Genomic DNA, 21,548 nt, shown 5'->3' with positions numbered 1-21,548 from the left:
TAAGTTAATTCAAACCGAGGCACTACCTGTTGATGAGCGACAGCAGGAAAAACACGAATCCGCTGATGAAAAGAATACCCGTAAATACGGTCGCCAGGATCAGCAGCACTCCTTTAAGACCTGCCTTGGGTCCAATCAATAATTTGTCGGTCTGAGTAAACTTCGCCGTAGCTGGATTGGTAAACTGAAAAGAGCCCGGTTGTTCAATGGCGAACTCCGCCACCGGTACGATACGATGACCGGACATGTCGGTACGTTTGCTGGTTAGAAAGGCGTAATTATCGACGGCGATTGACTGATTATTCGCGAGTTCGTTGATCTGAAACGAGTTATTCCTGGGGATTGCGCCGAAGACTGAAGCTCGCTTTATCGCTACTTCATACACCCCTGGCTCTGGCAGATCGAAGCGGAACGTTGCTGCCAGGGCACTCTGCTCGATGCGGATGCCAGATGTATACGCGCCAATGAGTGACGTAACACTACGGATCAACAGGACCAACCCTACTATGCACCAGGCCGCAGTGGCAATCGTAAACCAAATTGAATGCATGAATTAATGGTGTGTATTTTACTGGAAAGAAACGTAACGCTTTGGTCTAATGGTACGGATGAGCCGAATCTGAGGATTAAGTTTACCTTGATAAATCAACATACAAAACACCGCCTGATTATTCGATGCATAACCAGGCGGTGTTTTAGAAGGAGTTAAGGCTTAATTTACTAGGATTAGACCGTAACCTGAGTATACAAACACGCTTTTCCAGATTAGCGCGTTCGTAACCATGTTTGTTACTTTCTGTTCTGTAGCCAGCCCGTCGTTGTTCAACGTGTACGTATACAGGTATTCAACCACATCGTTGTTACCACACGCCTTGTACGTAATACGCCGGATGAGGTGTTTCGAAAAGGCCCCAAAGATTGGTAGATGCTCATCTAGCGGGGCTAACAAGGTGGAGTTTAGCCGGTAACGGTCTATCTGCATGGGCTCGCCTGGCACACTGTAGCTAAAGGTAATCTCAACGCCCTTCAGATTACCTGAGTCAAACGTTTTAAACACCAATAATTCGCCATTACTGTCGTACTCATATTCGTGACGTTCGTTCACGGCGTTGGCGTTATACCGTTTAATAAGCCGCCCCTGCGCATTGTACTCGTACTTATACACCTTGGTATCCAGCGAATTAACGTGTTTAGACGAAATACATCGTCCATCGGCGTTTAGCGTGTATGAAATCTGGCTGGTTTTCTGACCATTCTTGTAACGGATGGACACAAGCGTTCCCGGACTGTAGGAGTACTCAGTATACTCAGTAGGCGTATCGATTACTTTCCATAACCGATCGTCGGCATTGTAAAGCAGTTTGCTGCCATCATACTTAATCAGCTTGCGATTAATTCGGGTAGTTGCTCCATCGGTACTGGTTAAGGTCGCGGCTGGGTCCGGAGCTTGGGCCGCAGGATTTAGAGGAGACACCAGTTTTTCGGTTTGGCAAGCGCTCAGCAGACACGTAATCAAAAGTCCATTTACGGCCAAGGCCGCCATCGTATGTTGTTGCATGGTTAACAAAGAGAATGTTATTACGTGGCAAAAGTAGATGGGGCGCTAGTGAGCGACCAGCTAAAACCAATAGCTGGCCCACAGACGTCCGTAACTGGTAGAATTTAGCGGCTAGCGGCCTGAACGGAGTGTTAATTCGAGCGTGAGACACCCAGTGCTTAAGTAAAACGCGCTCCTGATTTGGGTATACAATAAGAATATGATGGGTTGAGGAACACCATATCCCCAGTTTTATAGTTTTGGGTAATAAGAATCGATTTCCAGAAGAAGCTGGAAACAAATCACTCCAATCCATCTAACCATCAAACGATATGGAAAACACGCCAACCCAGTTTCAACCCGGCGATCAGGTTACCCTGCTGGAAGGTAGCGCGCCAATGACCGTAAAAGCCGTTAAAGACAATGGCCGGACCGTAACCTGTGAGACCAGCAATGAAGACAATCCGACGGAAGAGGATTATGACGCGACTAAACTGACAAAGCTCACTAGCGGTCAGGAGAAAGGAGCAAAGGCCTAAATTTCTGTATAAGCCACGTTACGTTCGGTAGCCTGAGCAAGGGAAGAACAGCGTGTCTTCGGCTTGTTCAGGCTATCCGGTTTAGTACGTTCAGGCCTCTCTGTTACATTGAATCGGAAGATGTACAGACGCTTTCGAAGGGTTTGATCCGTTGCAGCAACCTGCTGGATAGTTGCTGGCAACGAACTGTTTCGGTCGTTACGGTTAGGCGAAAACTAGGTTGATATATGTACCCTGATTAAACTTTTGCCTGGGTTGAGTAGTCAATAGGATAAGTAACGAAACGAAAGTGGAGCATAACGATCGCTTGTTCTGCCCATCCATACTCAACCGATATAAACCATGAAACGCATACTAAGTAGTCTCTTTTTCGTAGTCGGCTTATCTACTCCCATACTGGCTCAGATACGGATCGACCCGAATCTCTTGCAGGCGCTGATGGAAGGTGCCAGCTCCATTACGTTGTCCGACGCGCAGGTGGCTCAATACTCCAAACAGGCTATACAGGAGATGGATGCTAAAAATCCCATTGCCGGACCGAATGACCCGTACACACAGCGGCTGAACCGAATTGTCAGCCGTCACCGGACGATCGGGGGCTTGCCCATCAATTACAAGGTGTATATGGTCCCTGATGTAAACGCATTTGCCACCGCCGATGGCAGCGTACGAGTCTTCAAAGGACTTATGGACATCATGACGGACAACGAGCTGCTGGCCATTATGGGCCACGAAATTGGCCACGTCATTAATCACGACTCCCGCGATGCCATGAAAGGCGCACTTCGCCGGTCGGCTCTGCGGAATGCGGGTGCTTCCCAATCCGGCCTTGTAGGTAAAGTGTCGCGGTCGCAACTGGCGGGTGCCGCGGATTACCTGGTAGGCGCGTCGTTTAGCCGTCAGCAGGAAACGGAGGCCGATGATTACAGCTATGATTTTCTGAAACGGAACGGCTATAGCGTCATGGCCTTAGCTACCTCATTCGAGAAATTGGCCAAGCTAAGTGGCGGAAATAGCGGAGGACGTATCACTACGTTTCTTTCTAGCCACCCCGACAGCAAGACCCGGGCCGATCGGGTACGTAACCGCGCTCGTCGCGATGGATTGACCCGCTAACAAAGCAGGCCCGTCGGCATACCGACGGGCCTGTACATAGTGCCTGCAAAATGTAAGCTATTGATTAATTTTCAGAACGGCCATAAACGCTTCCTGCGGAATCTCTACGTTACCGACCTGACGCATCCGCTTTTTACCTTTCTTCTGCTTCTCCAGCAGTTTACGCTTCCGGGAAATATCACCCCCGTAGCATTTCGCCAGTACGTCTTTACGCAGGGCACTCAGGGTTTCACGGGCAATGATTTTCTGGCCGATAGCGGCCTGAATAGCTATCTCAAATTGCTGACGGGGTATCAACTCCCGAAGTTTCTCGCACAATTTTTTACCCCATTCGTACGACTTCGACCGGTGAACAATGGCCGACAGCGCGTCGACTTTATCGCCGTTGAGCATTACGTCCAGCTTCACCATATCGGACTCACGGTTGTCCATAAACTCATAATCGAGCGACGCATAACCGCGCGAAATGGTTTTAAGCTTGTCAAAAAAGTCGAACACGACCTCCGCCAGCGGCATTTCGAACTGTAGTTCGACCCGGTCGGCGGTGAGGTAGACCTGGTTTTTGAGGTTGGAACGCTTATCCATGCACAGGCCCATAATGCCGCCAACGTACTCGGCTTTCGTGATGATCTGCGCCCGGATAAAGGGTTCTTCGATGTAATCGATCAGGTTCGGCTCGGGCATCTCAGCGGGTGCCGACACCTGCAGTTCCTGACCTTTGGTGGTTACGACCTCGAACCGCACCGACGGTACAGTCGTAATAACGGTCATATCAAACTCGCGTTCCAGCCGTTCCTGCACGATCTCCATGTGGAGCATGCCGAGGAAGCCGCATCGGAACCCAAAGCCCAGCGCTGCCGATGTTTCGGGTTCCCAGACCAGAGCCGCATCGTTTAGCTGTAGCTTTTCCATGGCGTCACGCAGGTCTTCGAACTCGCTGGTCTCGACGGGGTAAATCCCGGCAAATACCATGGGTTTAACTTCCGAAAAACCCTGAATGGCAGCAGTAGCCGGATTGTCAAGCGTAGTGATGGTATCACCCACTTTTACTTCTTTGGCCACTTTAATCCCGGAAATCAGGTAGCCTACGTCGCCACACTCGATCACGTCTTTTGGCACCTGCGACAAACCAAGCGTACCCACTTCATCGGCAACATACTCCTTGCCGGTGTTCATGAATTTCACTCGGTCGCCTTTCCGAATACGCCCGTTGACATTCCGGAAGATAACTTCGATACCCCGGTACGAATTGAAATGAGAGTCGAAAATCAACGCCTGCAGCGGGCCGTTGGGATCACCTTTGGGAGCCGGAATGCGTTCGACGATAGCCGCCAAAATTTCGGGCACACCGATGCCTTCCTTACCGCTGGCCGGAATGATGTCATCTCGTTCGCAGCCGAGCAGGTCCACCATTTCGTCTTTTACCTCTTCGGGCATGGCACCCGGCAGGTCGATTTTGTTCAAGACCGGAATGATAACCAAATCATTATTCAGGGCCAGGTACAGATTTGAGATCGTCTGGGCCTCGGTACCCTGCGAAGCATCGACCAGCAGCAAAGCGCCTTCGCAGGCGGCAATCGAGCGCGACACTTCGTAGGAAAAGTCAACGTGGCCGGGCGTATCGATCAGGTTGAGCGTATAGGTCTCACCCTGGTAGGTGTAGTTCATCTGAATGGCGTGGCTCTTGATGGTAATGCCCCGCTCGCGTTCCAGATCCATATCGTCCAGCAATTGCGCCTGCATGTCGCGGGCTCCAACGGTCTTGGTAAATTCTAACAGTCGGTCAGCCAGTGTACTCTTGCCGTGGTCAATGTGGGCGATGATGCAAAAATTACGGATATGTTTCACGTAGGTGAATTGCGATTTACGATGTAGGACGTATGAATTTAACGTAGCAGATTCATACAGTCTATAAACCGCAAAAATAAGCAAAAAAGTCCGCGTTTGGTCAGAACCAAGCCGAGTAGAAAAAACAAACGCCGGACTCATCAGGGAGCCGGCGTGTTCAATTACACTTCATCAACAAACTAAAATCGTAAATGTCCGTGACTTGGACAAGTGCTGTAGGAGGGGGACTCGAACCGCCCACGGTGCAGTTAGCTACAGTACAAATCCTGGTGGTCAACCCCAGTCGCCCTTGCGGGCGGCATTATGCTGCGTTTATCCCTTATCACCACCCCCGAGACAGGAGGGCACGTCTGCCAATTTCGACATCCTACAGTGTGAGAAAAGTTGCCAAGAAGATCGGCGTGTGACCCCGCTCGATCAACTTGACAATGCAAATATAGTATAGCCAGTCAGTTAATTGCAAATTTTACATGAAAATTTCTGAAAATTTATCGTTTGTTTAAAAAATGGCTACTTTTGTTAGCATTCATCAAAAACTATCAAAAAATGGTCGAGAAAAATTTAGAGATTGATAATACCGATCTGAAAATCCTCAGTCTGCTCATGCAGGACGCGAATATGGCCTATACCGAAATTGGCAAACGAATCTTCGTTTCGGGCGGGACGGTTCACGTTCGGATGAATAAACTGAAACAGATGGGCATTGTACGCGGCTCGCAACTGGTGATCGATCACGCCAAACTGGGCTGGGATATCAGCGCCTTTCTGGGTATTTATCTCGACAAAAGTTCGTTATATGCTGAAGTGTCGAAGCAGTTGGAAAGCATACCCGAGGTAGTCAATATTCATTACACAACAGGTATCTATAGCATTTTTGCCAAGATTGTCTGCCGCGATACCCAACATCTGCGCGAGGTACTACATGATAAGATCCAGAAAGTAAGTGGCATCCAGCGTACTGAAACGTTTATATCCCTCGAAGAAAGCGTAAATCGGCCTATTCCCTTCGCCGAACTGAAAGAGTAACGCCTGACGGGTTACTTACGCAGTAGTTTGACCCGGAATAACCAGTAGGGCTCTTTTACCTGACTGACGCCCCCATTGAACTTAGGAAGCCGCTCATACTGGGCCGCCGTTACGTAGAGGTACTCATCCGACGTAATGGCGTAGCTGTCGGGCCAAAGCAACCGCTCATCGGTTACTACCGTTTCGAGTTTACCCGCCGGTGTCATACGCCGGATGGTTTTCGCTGGCGAGTCACCCATGTATACATTGCCCGCCTTGTCGGCAATCATGCCATGCGAAATGCCCGCTTCGCCCATATCTTTTACGTAAGCGCCCAACTGCTGATCCGTAAGCGATGCATCGTTCAGCCGGTCCGTTTCAAGGCGGTACAGGCGCTTTTTGGTGATTGGGCGGTAATACAGGTACTTGAAGTCGGGGGTAAGAGCAATGCCGTTGACATGACTGGAAAACGGTTTGCCGCTATTGTCGCGAACCTCCTTCCCGTCGATCGTTAAGACCACATTCGGGTCGGCTGTAGTAGATGAATGTTTAGTGAGTACACTCCGGCTTTTTCCCGTTTTCAAATCCAGCACAACCAGGCAGGCCCGGCCCGGATCGGAGAGATAAACCACCTGCCGACGCGGATCGACCTGTATGTCGTTCAGACCGGCCTGTGTTAGAGGCAGATCGTTGAAACGGTACGTGTTTGTAATCCGATTAGTAGCTAAATCAATACGTAGCAGCTTAACCCCGGCGGGAATCGACTTGCCGAAGTTGGGGTTGGCCGGATCGAGCACCCAGAGCGCATCGTCCTGGTCGATAAACAAGGCTTGCACACTAACAAAATGCTGTTGAGGGGCCGTCGTGTCCCATTGATTCCAGGCGGCATCCGGGAACGGTTTGCGTTGACCGTCTTTGGTTACTTCGACCAAACCGTACTGATACGTATCGGTCCAGCGGGGAAATGAAACGAACAATCGATTGGCTTTGGATATGGCGACGCCAACGGGCTGATAGGGTCCAAAAGACACGGCTTCTTCCAATCGGGCCGAAACCGTTTGCGCTGCACTGCTCAGTGATGTCAAGAAAATGAACAAGAAAGCGGCCTTCATAAGCGTTCTGCATTATGGTGTTTTTTCTGAACTGACCATTTGCTGGGTTTGTTCAGTTGCTTTTTTACCGTGTAGCGGACGAAATTTGCCCCAGACGTGTTATACTACACAACCAAATCACAATACATGCAACCTGTAATTCACGCTACCACTGTTGTTGGCATCCGGCATAATGGGCAAGTATCGCTCGGTGCCGACGGGCAGGCGACGATGGGCAATACTGTCGCCAAGAGTAATGTTCGGAAAGTTCGGGTGTTGATGGGCGGAAAAATACTGGCCGGTTTTGCGGGGTCAACCGCCGATGCCTTTACGCTGATCGAACGATTCGAAGAAAAGCTGAATGCCTATGGCGGCAACCTGAAACGAGCGGCTATTGAACTGGCAAAAGACTGGCGTACAGACCGGTACTTGCGTAAGCTGGAAGCTATGATGATCGTTGCCTCCAAAGAAGATCTGCTGCTGGTGTCGGGCACTGGCGACGTAATCGAGCCCGATCATGACGTAGCGGCCATCGGGTCGGGCGGTATGTATGCACAGTCGGCGGCTGTTGCCCTGAAAAAGCACGCGGCTACGCTCTCCGCCGAAGAGATGGTCAGGGAGAGCTTACACATTGCCGCTGACGTCTGCATCTATACCAATCATAATATTATGGTCGAGACGTTGTAGAAACAAACCGATGGGAAGGGCGTAGGCCGGTTCGTTAGGTTTACGCTGTCTTTTTTATCTTTGCGACGTATACGATTAACCGGCGTTATGAAATTAATCAATCGATTTGCACCCAAACTTATGAGCCGACGCATTGCGTTGGGCTTCGTTGTAGCGATGGTGCTGATTGCGTCGGGGTTTACCATCTCTTTTTACAGCTACACCCAATATCGGGAAGCAACCAAGCAGGTCCGGCATACGTACGAAGTCACCAGCGCCATTGAAACGATCTTATCGCTGGTGAAGGATGTGGAGACTGGAGCCAGAGGCTATACGCTAACCAACGATCCTGGTTATCTGGAACCTTACGACCTGGCCGTCAGTCAGTTGCCGCAGGAGTTAGCGCGCTTGCGTAACCTGATGGGGCCGAATGAGTCTCCGCAGAAACGAGTCAGGAAGCTTGAGCAGCTCATCCTGGCGAAGCTGGAAATCACCAAGGTACGCATCAATCAGTCGCCGGTCGGTAAGATCGCCAGTTTAAAGCTAAGTGCCGAAGAAAAACGGCGCATGGATGCGTTACGTCGGCAGGTGGCGATTATGGTCGACATGGAGCAGATTCTGGTGGAGCTGCGAAATGATCAGGCCGAACGGTCGTTTCGACATACCATCATCCTTATTTTTTCGCTGTCGCTGTTAACGTTCATTACATTGGCAATTTCGTACCGCCTGCTTGAGCAGGAGTTGTCGCACCGGCAGGAAACCGAAGATCAGCTTCGGGCGTTTGAGGTTAAACTGAAAGAGCAGATCCGGCAGTTGCAGGCTTCCAATGATGAACTGGAGCGCTTTGCCTTCGTCGCCAGCCACGATTTGCAAGAGCCGCTGCGTAAGATTCAATCGTTTGCCGATTTAATTACGGAGCGGTACAGTAATTTGTTCGATGGGGACAGCCGGATGTTCATGAACAAGATTTCCCATTCGGCGGAACGGATGTCCAAGCTGATCAAAGACCTGCTGAATTTTTCGCGCATCTCGAATCACCGCGAGGATTTTGAGCCCGTCAAACTGAACGACATTGTTCGCCGGATTCTGGACGATCAGGAGCTACGGATCAAAGGACTGGACGTGCAGGTGATCGTTGGGTGGTTGCCCATGATTCCGGCAGTTGCCAGCCAGATGGATCACCTGTTTAATAACTTAATTTCGAACGCACTTAAATTTGTAAGAACCGATGTGCAGCCCGTTTTACGGATTGAAGCGCGGGCCGTTGATGGCCGCGACTATCCCGAACTCGTGGCGGGCCGCCGTTATTTCGAAATAATTGTCGAAGACAACGGAATCGGTTTTGATGAAAAATACCTGGACCATATCTTTAAAGTTTTTCAACGATTGCACGGCAAAACCGCTTTTGAAGGTACCGGTATCGGGCTGGCTATCTGCAAGCGGGTTGTTGTGTATCACCAGGGGTACATTACCGCCCGTAGTCAGCCTAATCAGGGCACAACCTTCGTGGTAGTTTTACCTGAAAGCCAATTAATGCAGAACTATGACCGACCAAACTCAACCGAAGCCTATTCATATACTGTTGGTTGATGACGATGAGGACGACCGTTACCTCACCCGTGAGGCTTTTCATCAGCACTACCCCTCCAGCCGCATCTCATTTGCCGAAGACGGTGAGGACTTGCTTGACTTCTTGAAGTATGAAGGTCGTTACGTTGGTGCCGAACATTCGTTGCCGGAACTGATTCTGCTGGACTTGAACATGCCTCGCAAAGATGGTCGCGAGGCCCTGCGTGAAATCAAGAGTAGTGAGCAATTGCGCCATATTCCGATTGTTGTCCTGACGACTTCCGACGCGAAGGACGACATCGAAACCTCGTATTTCAATGGGGCCAACAGCTTCATCACCAAACCGCCTACCTTTCAGCGGCTGAGTGAAGTGACTAAGGCAATTGGCCAGTACTGGTTCAACGTAGTGACAATCTGCGAACACGAGTCGGGTGAGTGAAGCCCGAAGGCTACTAAATGAAATGCGTGTGCCACTATAGGGAAGACGCATTTCAGATATCTATTCCGTTTATTTCCCCGATAGCTTCACCAGGTTCACAAAAATCTTCTCCAGTTCAGCAGTAACCGTCCGGTTCTGGCCGGGCGTGAACTTATTGACAAGGACACAAAAGGTCATAGGCTCGCCGTCGGTGGCGGTAAAATAGCCAGCATACGCCCGAACGCCTTCAATCGAGCCACTTTTGGCCCGGATGTTACCCGCTGCGGCTGTTCCTCGAGCTAGTGTACGTACTGTGCCACTCTGTCCGACAACCGGGATCGTTGCATAAAACTGCGGAAACGTTTTTTCGCGACCCATTGCGCTCAGAATGCCCGTCATATTGTCGGCGGTGAGTGCCCCAACGGCCGACAAACCGCTGCCGTCCCGAATTCGGAACCCTTCCAGATCTACCCCTTTGTTTTTCCAGAATGTTACCAGTGCGTCAATGCTGGCTTCGGTGGAACGAACCGGTTTGGCGAGCGCCAGCGACGTAGTACGTAGTAAAGCCTCGGCGTATAGATTGATACTTTGGAAATTGGTCTGCTGGATTAGCTCGGCCAACGCTGGAGATTTGTGCTGGTTAAGCACCGTTCGTTTTCCCGACGTAACTACTGTGGTGGACAAGCCCCCGCCCAGCGAAACGGGTGGGCCGCTGATCGTTACGTTCTCCTGAGTGAGTTGCTCCTGCAAGGCGTAAGCGGCAAAATAGGCCGGGTCGGGCAAGGCTCCTTTCACGCTGAACTCATTGGCGGGTTCGCCCATCGGTACTTTCCCGGTCAGCCACTGCTGATTCATGAACGGCGTACCGTAAATGTTTACCTGATCGCCTGTATTGGGGGCATCGGTCGTGACCGTATTGCGAAACGTTACGTATGGAATCAATGGATCGGTACGTAACACCGTCGTCGGGGCACCCACCGATTTGCCGGGCCGGAAAAATACGCGATACAAGTTTTCGTTCATATTAAGTGCGCTTAGGCTGGCACCGTAATAATTGCCCAGGTCGCCGAACGGCCAGGTGTCGGGAGTCGTCAGATCATCGTAAAGACTGGCATCGCCCACCACCGCGCCCTGAATCCGGCGAATACCAGCGGCTCGTACCGCGTCCGACCAGCTTTTGAGCTGCGCTGATACGTCGTTGTAGCCGGGGTAGCGCCAACTGCCCAGCGACGGGTCGCCCGTGCCGCGGATGTACAGGTTGCCCGTAAGCACGCTGTCGGCGATGGTGCCGTCGTATTCGAGTGTGGTGGTATAGGTATAGCTCGGCCCAAGCACCGCTACGGCCGTAGCGGTAGTAATCAGTTTAAGCGTAGAGGCAGAAGGCAAACTTTGGCGGGCATTATAGCCAATAAGCTCTTCACCATCCCGCACCCGACGAACCGAAAGTGCGACCGTTCCGAAGCGGACGGCAGGTCCGGCCTGAAACGCTTCTACCTGTCTTAACAGACGTTGCGTTGCCAGCGAATCGACGGTTGGCTGGGCCTGCGGAAAGGCTCGAATGGCCGTAAAAAAAACAAATAGAAAAGCGAGCGGGTTGACCCGTAAGAAAGAGGTAAAATAGGGCATAAAGCGCGTTTGGGAACAGTTAGGCGATTCGAGCGGTATTTCGTACTTTTGCAAACTTACGTAATTCGTACCACCCAACTTGCGCTAAACCACCCTTTAACGATTTTGATCAAAAAGCCACTGGCTATTTAAGCTATACGCATGAAATTATCATTTCTGGGGGCAGCCCGGCAGGTTACAGGTAGTATGTACCTGCTGGAACTGGAGGATGATTATCGCATCCTGATTGACTGTGGGTCGGACATGGAACGATCCGGTTCCAACGGTCAAGCGGTCCCAACAACTCCTCATCCAGGATTCTTTCCGTTTGAGGCTTCAAGCATAAACTTAGTCCTACTCACGCACGCTCACGTCGACCATTCGGGGAATCTGCCCAATCTATTTCGGGAAGGGTACGAAGGCCAGATTCTCTGTACCGAACCGACATTCGCCTTGACGAACGTATTGCTTAGAGATGCCGCTTCCCTAAATCAGAAGCGCATTAACGAGTTGAACGCCAGTAAGAAACAGCGCGTAAAAGATCGGCAGGCGCAGATGCAGAAAGACTTGTTTCTCGATAAACAGGTCCGCGAAGCCATGGAGAACGTAGTGCCCATTGCCTTTAACCGAAAGTTTAAAGTAGCCGATGGCGTCGATGTTACGTTCATTCCTGCTGGTCACTTGCTGGGGGCGGCCCATATTGTGATCAACGTAACGGAGAACGGGGAGCGTAAAAGCATTTGCTTCTCTGGCGACATTGGGCGTCGTAATTACCCGCTTCTGGTTGATCCGGCTCCCGTTCCGCCGGTTGATTATCTGGTCTGCGAAAGCACCTACGGCAATCGGCTGCACGAGAATATGATGTCGCCTGAAGATGCACTGGCTGAAATTATTCAGCGGACATGTATCGATATTCCCGGCAGACTCATTATTCCTTCGTTCAGTGTGGGGCGGACCCAGGCTTTGCTGTATACGCTGAATCGTCTGTACACTGAACGCGACTTTCCGCCGATTCGGGTTTTCTCGGATAGCCCCATGGCGTTTGAGAGCTCCAAAATCTACACGCAGCACGTAAAGATGCTGAACGGGGAGGCTAAGGAGTTTTATAAGGAAAATGAAGCCTTGTTCGACTTTCAGAACTTCCAGTTTCTGGAGTCATCGAAAGCGAGTAAAGCCGTGTCAAATTACGGCGAACCCTGCATTATCATCTCCTCATCGGGCATGGTGCAGGGCGGTCGGGTCGAGTACCACGTTGCCGAAAATATTAGCAATCCGTATTCAACCATTCTGATTATCGGCTACTGCGCCGAAGGAACGCTTGGCTGGCGGCTGCTAAACGGGCAGCAGACGCTGAGTATCAAAGGTAAAGATCACCAGGTGCTGGCAAACATCGAGAAAATCGACGTGTTCAGCGGTCACGGCGATCGCAATGACTTAATGAATTTTGTGGGGATGCAGTCGCCCGAAACACTTCGGAATATTTTTCTTGTCCACGGAGAATATGAGAGCATGGAGTCGTTTAAGGCGACGCTGGCCGAAGCTGGTTACCCACAAGTAATTATTCCAAAAAAAGGCGAAAGCTTTGAACTATAAGGAGTAAAGGGAAGAGAGGGCGTAAGGAGGAACGTGTTTTGTCTCTCCTCCGGTTTGTCCCTTTCCTCCTTCCTCCCTTCTTTTATGAGAACATACCTAGACTTTGAAAAGCCCATTGCCGACCTGGAATCGCGGCTGGAGGAAACCAAAACATTGGCGCAAACCAGTAATGTAGATGTTAGTGAAGCGGTTGGTGTTCTTGAACAAAGTATTGATAAGCTCCGCCGGGAGATCTATCAGAACCTTACGCGTTGGCAACGGGTTCAGCTGTCCCGCCACCCCGACCGGCCGTATACCCTGGATTACATTTCGCTAATGTGCGATCAGTTCATCGAACTGCATGGCGACCGCAGCGTCCGCGACGACCCGGCTATGGTGGGCGGTTTCTGCGAGTTAGATGGACAAACCGTAATGATCATCGGTCAGCAGAAAGGACGTAACACCAAGCAGCGCCAGCACCGCAATTTCGGGATGCCCAATCCGGAAGGTTACCGGAAAGCCCTGCGGCTGATGAAATTGGCCGAAAAGTTCAATAAGCCAATCATTACGTTGATCGACACTCCAGGAGCCTTTCCGGGCCTGGAAGCCGAAGAGCGCGGGCAGGGCGAAGCCATTGCCCGTAACCTGAAAGAGATGTTTATGCTGACGGTGCCGGTTATCTGCATCGTTATCGGCGAAGGAGCCTCCGGTGGCGCGTTGGGTATTGCCATCGGTGACCGCGTGCTCATGCTGGAAAATACGTGGTATTCGGTGATTTCGCCCGAGAACTGCTCAACCATCCTGTGGCGAAGCTGGAATTATAAGGAGCAGGCCGCCGAAGCCATGAAGCTGACCGCTAAAGATATGGCTACGTTCAAACTCGTAGACGGTATCGTTGACGAACCACTGGGCGGAGCGCATAACGACCACAATGAGATGGCCAACCATCTTAAAACAGTCATCCTTGATACGTTAGCCGAACTGAGTGCCATTGATCCACAGGAACGTATCAACCAGCGTATTGATAAGTTCTGCTCAATGGGCGTAGTGGTTGAGTAAGTTGTCCCTTCCATCCGGAACGGTCCTGCTTTTCAACCCGTACTATTAGAATGGTTTAACTAACGTATATGGCAACGCTTAAAAACCTCATTTTTGATCTTGGAGATGTCATTATACCGATTGACCTGACGGCTCCTATCCGCAACTTCGCTATGCTGGCTAAACTGCCCGAAGAGGACGTGCGGGCGATCTGGAAACAGCACGACTTTATCAATCGGTACGAAACCGGTCTGATCGATGATGAATCCTTCCGGAGCCACGTTCGGGAGTTGTTAAGAAATCGGGCGACTGAGGCCGGCACCGAAACGGTAGCCTCGGATGCGTGGGCCGATGAGGTCATCGATACGGCCTGGAATACCGTGCTACTGGATTTGCCGCTCGAACGGATTGAGCGCATTAAAGCGTTGAAACCAAACTACCGGCTGTTTCTGCTCAGCAATACCAGTCCCATCCACATTCGGCAGGTGAACCGCGTCCTGACGGGTATGGGCCAGCCCACGTTGGAGGAGCTCTTCGAGCGGGTGTTTTATTCGTACGAAGTGCGCCTGGCGAAGCCTTCACCTGAAATCTACCAGCATGTCTTGTCCGAAGCGGGTCTGGTGGCCGAGGAAACGGCTTTCTTCGACGATAATGCTGCGAACATCCAGGCGGCTGCGGAGTTAGGTATTCAGGCGGTGCATGTGCAACCGCCCAAAACGATTTTAGATTACTTAGAGGATAAATAAGTAACGCGGGTGGGAAGCCCGTGCCGCTGTTTACTGTGGGTTTCTACCCGCGTTACCTGTATGACGCCACGTACCAAAACGTACCTCCTTCACGGAGGTCTTTTTTTAATTACGCTTGTTACCACAACCTTGGCCGGGGCGGAGTGGATGTACGGCCGGGTGTTCCTTCCGGAGAGCGTTATGGAAAGCTTGGGAGTCAAGGGTATGAAACCGTTGGGCTGGGCCGAGTTCGTGGCCGGATTTCAGTTTTCGGTACCGTTCCTGGCGATCCTTACCGTGCATGAATTCGGTCATTATTTTACGGCGAAGGCGAACCGCGTTCGGGTGACCCTACCGTATTATATTCCGCTGTGGCTGGGTATCGGGCAAAGTATCGGTACGTTAGGGGCCTTTATTCGCATTCAGGATTACATCAATAGTCGCCGGAAATACTTCGACATTGGCATTGCTGGTCCGCTGGCGGGATTTGTGCTGGCGCTTGCTGTGTTGTGGTACGCGTTTACTCATCTGCCTCCACCGGAGTTTATCTTCACCATTCATCCTGAATACCAGAAATGGGGGCTTGATTATGCTAAATACGCCTATGCCAATATGCCGCCGGATGGGCCAGTTGGTTTAGGTGACAATTTATTGTTCAGCTTTTTTACGAACTACGTAGCGGATCCTGCCCGGGTACCTCATCCCTACGAAATGATGCATTACCCATACGTGCTGGCTGGCTACCTAGCCCTGTTCTTTACCTCGCTGAACCTGATCCCCATCGGTCAGCTCGATGGCGGACACATCCTGTACGCCCTCGTCGGCCCGAAACGGTACCGCTGGATAGCACCCGCTCTGTTTATTACGTTCGCGTTTTATGCCGGGCTTGGGTTTTTCAAACCAGTCGATTTCGCGATTCCTTCAAACGAAGCCTTTTTTACCGAGCTGGGCTACCTCGGCCTGTACATCTTGTTTCTGTCGTTGTGCTTTTCGCGGATCAGCGAGAATCGCACCACCGTATGGTTTATTACAGTGAGCGTTGTCGCCCTGCAACTATTGTGCTCGTGGATACGTCCGGATTGGGAGGGCTACCCTAATTTTCTGGTATTTGTCTTTGTAGTGGGTCGATTCCTGGGCGTTTATCACCCCGAAACCGAGCAGGAGCAGCCGCTCAATGCAACGCGCCAGGTGTTGGGCTGGCTGGCCTTATTGATCTTCGTGCTGTGCTTTAGCCCCCGGCCTTTTCTGTTGTAGGCGTTACCGAATTGAATATAAGGTTTCGAAACCCTGTCTGCTACGTACCAACGCAGACAGGGTTTTGCCGTTTACAGACTTATCCTGATGAAATTCAGCCGTATAGCGCTGCCAATACCCTATTTTTAGTACCTTACGGGCACACAATCCCCGTTTATAGTATGCGACTTTTTTCCCGGCAGCTCCCCGATGCTGATTTAATGGCCGGTATCCGGGCGGGCGGAACGCAGCGTCGGCTTTACGAAAACAAGTTGTACGAAAAATACGATTACCTCATTGCCGATGGTACGCGTAAGCATCGGTTAAGCGAAGATGAGTGCGCCAGCGCCTATTCTGACGCGGTTTTAACGATCTTCGAGCACATCACTACGGGCCGTTTTGAAGGGCGTTCGGAACTTAAAACCTATCTCTATCAAATATTTACGAACAAATGTGTTGACGCAATTCGAAAAAAAACGACTAATCGAAGTAGCGTACACGATGCCTTCTCGCTGGATGATTCGCTGATGCAGTTGCCCGACGAGGCCAAGTCGGCAGTGCAGCGTTTGATTGCGCAGAGCGACGTAGAAAATCTCTACCGGCATCTGCGTGAACTGGGCGAGAAATGTCGGGCCATGATTCTGTCATGGGGTGAGGGGTACTCGGATGACGAGATTGCCGCGGCTATGGGGTATAACACCGCTGCCGTGGCCAAGACCAGCCGCCTACGTTGCCTGGATAAACTTCGTGAACGATATCGCGCAACCCTATGATTGATCTGGAACTCATTGAGAACTACGTGAACGGGCAGCTCTCCGCCGACGAGCGAACCCGGTTCGAAACAGCGCTACGTACCGACCCTGCCGTAGCCGACGCGCTCGCGTTTTACGTACTCGCGAAACAAACCGCCAGAAATGAAGCCCGCGCCGAACGACAGGCGGAACTCGATGCCCTGCGCCAACGCACCAGTAAACCGTTGATGAGTGCACCCATGCGCTGGGCCGCGGCTGCCAGTATTGTGCTCATTCTCGGGTTAGGCTGGTCAGTCTATCGGCTTCGCAACGAGTCGGAGGGGGCCGCGCAACTGGCCGATGCGTACATCAGCACTACGTTCAACCAATTGAGCACGACCATGAGTGGCGAGACCGATAGCCTGAAAACGGGTGTTGGCTTATTCAATGAAAACAAGCTGGCCGAAGCCGAAACGGTATTTGAAGGCGTACTGGCTAGTCAGCCAACCAACGACCGGGCTCTGAAATACGCGGGTATTGCCGCGTTACGTCAGGGTGAGTACGATCAGGCCATCGAGCGGTTTCACCGCCTTGGTGAGCGCACCGACTTGTTCGCCAATCCTGGCTCATTTTACGAAGCGATCGCGCTCATAAAACGAGGTCGGCCAGCGGATAAGAGTCAGGCGAAAAAATTGCTTGAAGAGGTAGTTCGTAAGAACTTGGAAGGTAAAGCTGAAGCTGAAAAGCTGCTCAATACATTAGATTCATAATCTAAACGCCTTATGAATACCAGTAAGATTGATAAGAAATCGGCCGTTTCGGCGGTAAACACGTTAATGAATCAGCAGGATAAACTGGTGCTGAAATTTGAGCCCGGCACATCGGTGCAGCACATTACGGAGTGGGTAGATTATTTTCTCAAGCAAGCGCCCCGTCGAACCGGTCAGGCACCCATTACGGCTGATTCTATGCACGTTAGCGCCGACGGAACCGTGATCGTCAGTGGTAAAAACATAGGAGCCGTACAGGGGCAGGATAAGAAATCCGGTGGTAAGTCCACTCAGAAAACGGGGGCTATGGCAAGTCCCGGCGACGTAATGAACGGCGTCGATTCGTTCCAGGCTCCGCGCCCGCCACGACCCAAAATTCCTGATCCGAATGAGTTGAATCAGATTATGGCCAAGATGGTTGGTCAGCCGGTATTGCTGAAAACAATCAAAACGGGCGGTCGATAAGGTGTAGAAACGTTTTTGCGGAGATCGAATTACTTTTGTTGCTGAACGTACTGGTTTACAAGAAAGCAGCAAATGATTTTCCGCTTCACCTTATCCCTCGTGCTGTGTTTTGCCACTACCTTGCTTTGGGGGCAGTGCGCGGATGCGGTTGCTGTAGCCAAACGGATTATAACCATTAAAGAAGGGCCAACCGAGCAGTGGCTACCGGCTTGTTCTCAGTTAAAAGCACAGCTCGACCGTTGCCGGGCGGTTCAGGATTCGAATTACGCCGAAGTGTTGTTTTTGCTGGGTTATGCCCAGAGTTACGCTGGTGATAACGTCCAGGCCATCAAACTGACTAGGACCAGTATTGGCATAAACAGCCGAAAATCGCCGAATGCAGCGCCGATCCGGCGTATACAAGCCCTTTATTATCTGGGAAATTACCTGCGGGCTGATAATCAATCCATAGAAGCCTTTGAGGCTTATCAGCAGTGTATTACGCTCGGGAAACAGTCGCTTGCTCAAATCGCCAATGTTACCCGAGCGCTCATTGGCCAGGCTCAGGTTCTGTACCTTCGTGGGGATTACGAGCAGGCACTGATTAAAGCGCAGGAGAGTTATCAAACCGCTCTCATCCAGCAGGATAAGCTTCTGCTCGCCGAGTGTTCCATCGAAATCGCCCGCAATCAAATCAACCTGGGCAAACTGGCGCAGGCCGAAAAAATGGCGCGTGCGGGCATTGAACTGGCCAAAAATGACCCGTATGGCAGCGACATTGAGAACGTGAGCCGGGGTATCTTAGCCATTATTTTCCGATCACAGAATAAAACAGAAGAAGCACTTCACGAATTGGAGCGTTCGGCCAATGCGTATAAAGCCATCGGTTATCTGGATCAGGCGGCTCATGCGTACAATAGTATCGGCGACTTGTACTACAGGCGGAACGAGCTTGATAAAGCGCAGGTTTATTTTGAACTGGCTTATGCAAACTACCCCGAAAAGCATAACAAAGCGATCAGCCTTGATAACATTGGTAGTATTCACCGAAGCCGTAAGGCCTATGAAAAGGCACTACATTACTTCCAGGACGCGTTTCAACTGCTTCCAATTTCATTCAGGAATAAGGACGTTACTAAAAATCCGTCGGCTGAATCCATCCGGTTAATTACCCATGAGGAAATTCTGCTGTCGATTATGCAGGATAAAGCCGACACCTGGCTGGCTTACGCCAAGGCGACTAACAGCCGGCAGTATCTGCGTAATGCCCTGGATACGTATCGAATTGCTGACGAGATGGTCGACATTATGCGTTGGCAGCAGGTAGGTCAGCAGTCAAAGCTATTCTGGCGGCAGAAGACGCGGAGTATGTATGAACGCGCGATTGAAACGTGTTATCAGTTAAAGGATACCGAACAGGCGTTCCGATTTCTGGAGAAAAGTCGGGCTGTGATGCTGACAGATAAGTTAAACGAACTCGGCGCGCGGCAAAAGCTTTCGCCACAGCAGATTGCCGAAGAACAGCGTTTACTACGGTCGGTTGGGTTGTATCAAGCTAAACTGGCCCAGGCAGCCTCCGACAGCGCGACTTACGCTAAAGCCCGGACGACCCTGCTGGCTGAGCAGGACAAGCTGGATACGTTCCGGAAACACCTGGAAGTAACGAACAGCGCCTATTTCCGCTACAAATACGATAACGCTACGCCCCCGCTAGCCGATCTACGTCGTAAGCTGGGAGCGCTGAATACCTACTTTCTGAGTTATTTTGTGGGCGATAAAGCGCTCTACGTATTAGGCGTTACAGACACAAGCAGTACGTTGATCCGGCAACCTGTCGACCCCTATAACCAGAATATAAAAGCGTTTATGGACTTGCTGAGTAATGCCGATGCCATGAACCGTAAAGCGAACCTGAACCAGTTTCTGAGCTTAGGACATAGTTTATACCAACAACTCATGGCGTCGCTTCGGGTGCCCGCGGGCCGGGTTTCAGTATCTCCGGACGGGGTGTTTATTCCGTTTGAAACATTGAGCCGATCAGCTAGTCAGCCTGCGTATCTGGTTAATAATTATGCGTTTAGCTACACGTACTCGGCTGGTCTGTTGTTAAAAAGTAATGCGGACAATATTGGGAAATCTGGATTCGATGTAACTGATTTTCTGGGGGTAGCGCCGGTACGGTTTGCGCCAACGCTGGGCCAGGTTTCCCTGCCGGGCTCAGACGTAGCGTTGCAGTCGATTGCCAGCCGCTTTACGTCGCCAACCCTGCTGACGTATCAAACGGCTACCCGGCGGGCGTTTTTACAAAAGGCTGCGGATGCCCGTGTTGTTCATTTGTTTACGCACGCTATTGCCGACAGCTCGGAGCGCGAACCTCTCCTTTATTTTGCGGATTCAACGCTGCGGCTTTCCGATCTGGGCGACGGCAGTCTACCGAATGCGCAACTGATCGTTCTGGCGGCCTGTAAAACAGGGGTAGGTGCCAATCAACAGGGAGAGGGTGTGTTTAGTCTGGCTCGTGGTTTTGCCGGACTGGGTGCACCGAGTATCCTGACCACCTTATGGAGTGTTGAAAACGACGCTACGTATAAGCTGACCAATCTGTTTTATCAGTACGTGGATGAGGGTATGCCCAAAGATCTCGCTCTGCAACGGGCAAAGCAGGACTGGCTTAAATCGGCCGGAGGAGTTGAGCAGCTTCCTAACTTCTGGGCGGGTCTGATCCTGGTCGGCGATACAGAACCGCTCCGGGCGGGTAGCCGCTGGCCCTGGGTGGCCGGCGGACTCCTGCTGATTACAGGTGGGATTGGGGCCTGGCAATGGCGCCGGAAATGGAGAGCTAAATCGCTAGTCTCATTCCATCGCTCAGCTTGAATACTTCTTTCAGGCATTGTGCGGTGAGTACCGCATCTTCCAGCGCGTTATGAAAGCCATCTTCGCGGGCCAGGCCAAAATAGCTGGCAATAGCGGTCAGACTAAGCCGATCAGGCACCCGGCGACCATTGGCTTTCAGTACCCGAAATAGAAAATAACTCAGGGTGTGGAGGTCAATCAGCACACGTGAGTAAGGCCACTTGAGCTTCTCATAGCGGTACGCTTCCTTGAGAAAGTTAATATCGTTGATCACGCTCTGGCCGCAAATAATCACATCACGCAGATAAGGCGTACGGTCTAGCTGACCTTTGGGGACGCGCAGCCCTAGCTGTTCACAAATCCACTCTTCCATCTCGGGCAGTACGTCGTACATCATCGGTGCATCCTGCAGATCGGTCAGCGAAAGGTTATGTATTTTCTCGGAAGAGGACGAGAACGCATCTTCATTTTCGGGGTAGACATTCGTTAGGTACTGACCTTTTTCGACCCAATTATCGTCGAAGAGAACGGCACCAATCTGAATAATTTCATTGTAATCCGGCTCGGGACCGGTCATTTCCAGGTCAAGAACTAAAAAAGGCATGTTGATATTGAGTTAACCAAAATTAATAATGGTTAACGGATTTACAGAACGCAATTTTTACTGAAAAACTATCTACCTATTTTCCAAGGCTGAAACTTTTAGGGCAGCTATCGGGTTTTACTCATAATTACACTGGAAAGCCCCGGACGATCACTCGCCGGGGCTTTGTTGTTTGTCTTTATCC

General features: G+C 51.1%; 20 protein-coding genes. 14 read left to right on the top strand and 6 right to left on the bottom strand.

Annotated features, from left to right (window positions below):
- Positions 1–22: 22 nt before the first annotated feature.
- The gene (locus ACYVIY_RS19620) at positions 23–550 is read right to left on the bottom strand and encodes a hypothetical protein (RefSeq protein ID WP_460978097.1); all 528 of its coding nucleotides are present in this window, start codon (positions 548–550) and stop codon (positions 23–25) included.
- Positions 551–712: 162 nt separating this feature from the next.
- Entirely contained in the window at positions 713–1,558 is an 846-nt protein-coding gene (locus tag ACYVIY_RS19615; protein ID WP_460978096.1) for a hypothetical protein, read from the bottom strand.
- A 311-nt stretch (positions 1,559–1,869) separates the two neighbouring features.
- Here ACYVIY_RS19615 and ACYVIY_RS19610 point away from each other — a divergent pair, with 311 nt between their 5' ends.
- Complete coding sequence (locus tag ACYVIY_RS19610; protein ID WP_460978095.1) at positions 1,870–2,076, top strand: hypothetical protein; 207 nt, start codon at positions 1,870–1,872, stop codon at positions 2,074–2,076.
- A gap of 342 nt (positions 2,077–2,418) precedes the next feature.
- Positions 2,419–3,192, top strand: a complete 774-nt coding sequence (locus ACYVIY_RS19605; RefSeq protein WP_460978094.1) for a M48 family metallopeptidase — start codon at positions 2,419–2,421, stop codon at positions 3,190–3,192.
- Positions 3,193–3,249: 57 nt separating this feature from the next.
- Here ACYVIY_RS19605 and lepA read toward each other — a convergent pair whose 3' ends face one another.
- The gene (lepA, locus tag ACYVIY_RS19600; RefSeq protein WP_460978093.1) at positions 3,250–5,040 is read right to left on the bottom strand and encodes a translation elongation factor 4; all 1,791 of its coding nucleotides are present in this window, start codon (positions 5,038–5,040) and stop codon (positions 3,250–3,252) included.
- A gap of 546 nt (positions 5,041–5,586) precedes the next feature.
- Between lepA and ACYVIY_RS19595 the strand changes: the two genes are divergently transcribed.
- A complete protein-coding gene (locus ACYVIY_RS19595; RefSeq protein ID WP_460978092.1) occupies positions 5,587–6,066 on the top strand; it encodes an Lrp/AsnC ligand binding domain-containing protein in 480 nt (159 codons plus the stop codon).
- 11 nt (positions 6,067–6,077) lie between these two features.
- Here the strand turns inward: ACYVIY_RS19595 and ACYVIY_RS19590 are convergent, their stop codons facing one another.
- Positions 6,078–7,157, bottom strand: a complete 1,080-nt coding sequence (locus ACYVIY_RS19590; protein WP_460978091.1) for an SMP-30/gluconolactonase/LRE family protein — start codon at positions 7,155–7,157, stop codon at positions 6,078–6,080.
- A 126-nt stretch (positions 7,158–7,283) separates the two neighbouring features.
- Here ACYVIY_RS19590 and hslV point away from each other — a divergent pair, with 126 nt between their 5' ends.
- From hslV to ACYVIY_RS19575, 3 genes are all read left to right on the top strand, one after another.
- On the top strand, positions 7,284–7,823 hold the full coding sequence (gene hslV / locus ACYVIY_RS19585; protein ID WP_460978090.1) for an ATP-dependent protease subunit HslV: 540 nt from the start codon (positions 7,284–7,286) through the stop codon (positions 7,821–7,823).
- Positions 7,824–7,943: 120 nt separating this feature from the next.
- Positions 7,944–9,392 (top strand): sensor histidine kinase, encoded by a 1,449-nt coding sequence (locus ACYVIY_RS19580; RefSeq protein WP_460978089.1) that lies wholly within the window; start codon positions 7,944–7,946, stop codon positions 9,390–9,392.
- A complete protein-coding gene (locus ACYVIY_RS19575; protein WP_460978088.1) occupies positions 9,346–9,810 on the top strand; it encodes a response regulator in 465 nt (154 codons plus the stop codon). The genes ACYVIY_RS19580 and ACYVIY_RS19575 overlap by 47 nt, the downstream gene beginning before the upstream one ends.
- 69 nt (positions 9,811–9,879) lie before the next feature.
- On the opposite strand, the gene dacB is transcribed toward ACYVIY_RS19575, so the two are convergent.
- Positions 9,880–11,415, bottom strand: coding sequence for a D-alanyl-D-alanine carboxypeptidase/D-alanyl-D-alanine endopeptidase (gene dacB, locus ACYVIY_RS19570; RefSeq protein ID WP_460978087.1), 1,536 nt, complete (start codon positions 11,413–11,415; stop codon positions 9,880–9,882).
- A 141-nt stretch (positions 11,416–11,556) separates the two neighbouring features.
- On the opposite strand from dacB, the gene ACYVIY_RS19565 reads away from it, so the two are divergent.
- The 8 genes from ACYVIY_RS19565 (at position 11,557) to ACYVIY_RS19530 (ending at position 20,781) form a co-directional block, all read left to right on the top strand.
- Positions 11,557–12,987 carry an MBL fold metallo-hydrolase RNA specificity domain-containing protein gene (locus ACYVIY_RS19565; protein WP_460978086.1) on the top strand — a complete coding sequence of 477 codons (1,431 nt, stop codon included), beginning with the start codon at positions 11,557–11,559 and terminating at the stop codon, positions 12,985–12,987.
- 84 nt (positions 12,988–13,071) lie between these two features.
- A complete protein-coding gene (locus ACYVIY_RS19560; RefSeq protein WP_460978085.1) occupies positions 13,072–14,025 on the top strand; it encodes an acetyl-CoA carboxylase carboxyltransferase subunit alpha in 954 nt (317 codons plus the stop codon).
- Positions 14,026–14,093: 68 nt separating this feature from the next.
- Positions 14,094–14,750, top strand: coding sequence for an HAD family hydrolase (locus tag ACYVIY_RS19555; RefSeq protein WP_460978084.1), 657 nt, complete (start codon positions 14,094–14,096; stop codon positions 14,748–14,750).
- A 60-nt stretch (positions 14,751–14,810) separates the two neighbouring features.
- Positions 14,811–15,983 (top strand): site-2 protease family protein, encoded by a 1,173-nt coding sequence (locus ACYVIY_RS19550; protein ID WP_460978083.1) that lies wholly within the window; start codon positions 14,811–14,813, stop codon positions 15,981–15,983.
- Positions 15,984–16,144: 161 nt separating this feature from the next.
- A complete protein-coding gene (locus ACYVIY_RS19545; protein WP_460978082.1) occupies positions 16,145–16,735 on the top strand; it encodes an RNA polymerase sigma factor in 591 nt (196 codons plus the stop codon).
- On the top strand, positions 16,732–17,463 hold the full coding sequence (locus ACYVIY_RS19540; protein ID WP_460978081.1) for a tetratricopeptide repeat protein: 732 nt from the start codon (positions 16,732–16,734) through the stop codon (positions 17,461–17,463). Before ACYVIY_RS19545 ends, ACYVIY_RS19540 begins: the two co-directional genes overlap by 4 nt.
- Before the next feature lie 12 nt (positions 17,464–17,475).
- Complete coding sequence (locus ACYVIY_RS19535) at positions 17,476–17,928, top strand: hypothetical protein (RefSeq protein ID WP_460978080.1); 453 nt, start codon at positions 17,476–17,478, stop codon at positions 17,926–17,928.
- 72 nt (positions 17,929–18,000) lie between these two features.
- A complete protein-coding gene (locus ACYVIY_RS19530; RefSeq protein WP_460978079.1) occupies positions 18,001–20,781 on the top strand; it encodes a CHAT domain-containing protein in 2,781 nt (926 codons plus the stop codon).
- Here the strand turns inward: ACYVIY_RS19530 and ACYVIY_RS19525 are convergent.
- The gene (locus tag ACYVIY_RS19525) at positions 20,747–21,364 is read right to left on the bottom strand and encodes a 3'-5' exonuclease (protein ID WP_460978078.1); all 618 of its coding nucleotides are present in this window, start codon (positions 21,362–21,364) and stop codon (positions 20,747–20,749) included. The genes ACYVIY_RS19530 and ACYVIY_RS19525 overlap by 35 nt on opposite strands.
- Positions 21,365–21,548 lie beyond the last annotated feature (184 nt).

This window comes from Spirosoma knui (assembly GCF_054780635.1).
This window is presented reverse-complemented; position numbering and strand designations above follow the sequence as displayed.

Bases quoted from the DNA above. Each gene is read 5' to 3' on its own strand.
- ACYVIY_RS19620 (WP_460978097.1), bottom strand. From the start codon at position 550: ATGCATTCAATTTGGTTTACGATTGCCACTGCGGCCTGGTGCATAGTA.
- ACYVIY_RS19615 (WP_460978096.1), bottom strand. From the start codon at position 1,558: ATGCAACAACATACGATGGCGGCCTTGGCCGTAAATGGACTTTTGATT.
- ACYVIY_RS19610 (WP_460978095.1), top strand. From the start codon at position 1,870: ATGGAAAACACGCCAACCCAGTTTCAACCCGGCGATCAGGTTACCCTG.
- ACYVIY_RS19605 (WP_460978094.1), top strand. From the start codon at position 2,419: ATGAAACGCATACTAAGTAGTCTCTTTTTCGTAGTCGGCTTATCTACT.
- ACYVIY_RS19595 (WP_460978092.1), top strand. From the start codon at position 5,587: ATGGTCGAGAAAAATTTAGAGATTGATAATACCGATCTGAAAATCCTC.
- ACYVIY_RS19590 (WP_460978091.1), bottom strand. From the start codon at position 7,157: ATGAAGGCCGCTTTCTTGTTCATTTTCTTGACATCACTGAGCAGTGCA.
- hslV (WP_460978090.1), top strand. From the start codon at position 7,284: ATGCAACCTGTAATTCACGCTACCACTGTTGTTGGCATCCGGCATAAT.
- ACYVIY_RS19580 (WP_460978089.1), top strand. From the start codon at position 7,944: ATGAGCCGACGCATTGCGTTGGGCTTCGTTGTAGCGATGGTGCTGATT.
- ACYVIY_RS19575 (WP_460978088.1), top strand. From the start codon at position 9,346: ATGACCGACCAAACTCAACCGAAGCCTATTCATATACTGTTGGTTGAT.
- dacB (WP_460978087.1), bottom strand. From the start codon at position 11,415: ATGCCCTATTTTACCTCTTTCTTACGGGTCAACCCGCTCGCTTTTCTA.
- ACYVIY_RS19565 (WP_460978086.1), top strand. From the start codon at position 11,557: ATGAAATTATCATTTCTGGGGGCAGCCCGGCAGGTTACAGGTAGTATG.
- ACYVIY_RS19560 (WP_460978085.1), top strand. From the start codon at position 13,072: ATGAGAACATACCTAGACTTTGAAAAGCCCATTGCCGACCTGGAATCG.
- ACYVIY_RS19555 (WP_460978084.1), top strand. From the start codon at position 14,094: ATGGCAACGCTTAAAAACCTCATTTTTGATCTTGGAGATGTCATTATA.
- ACYVIY_RS19550 (WP_460978083.1), top strand. From the start codon at position 14,811: ATGACGCCACGTACCAAAACGTACCTCCTTCACGGAGGTCTTTTTTTA.
- ACYVIY_RS19545 (WP_460978082.1), top strand. From the start codon at position 16,145: ATGCGACTTTTTTCCCGGCAGCTCCCCGATGCTGATTTAATGGCCGGT.
- ACYVIY_RS19540 (WP_460978081.1), top strand. From the start codon at position 16,732: ATGATTGATCTGGAACTCATTGAGAACTACGTGAACGGGCAGCTCTCC.
- ACYVIY_RS19535 (WP_460978080.1), top strand. From the start codon at position 17,476: ATGAATACCAGTAAGATTGATAAGAAATCGGCCGTTTCGGCGGTAAAC.
- ACYVIY_RS19530 (WP_460978079.1), top strand. From the start codon at position 18,001: ATGATTTTCCGCTTCACCTTATCCCTCGTGCTGTGTTTTGCCACTACC.
- ACYVIY_RS19525 (WP_460978078.1), bottom strand. From the start codon at position 21,364: ATGCCTTTTTTAGTTCTTGACCTGGAAATGACCGGTCCCGAGCCGGAT.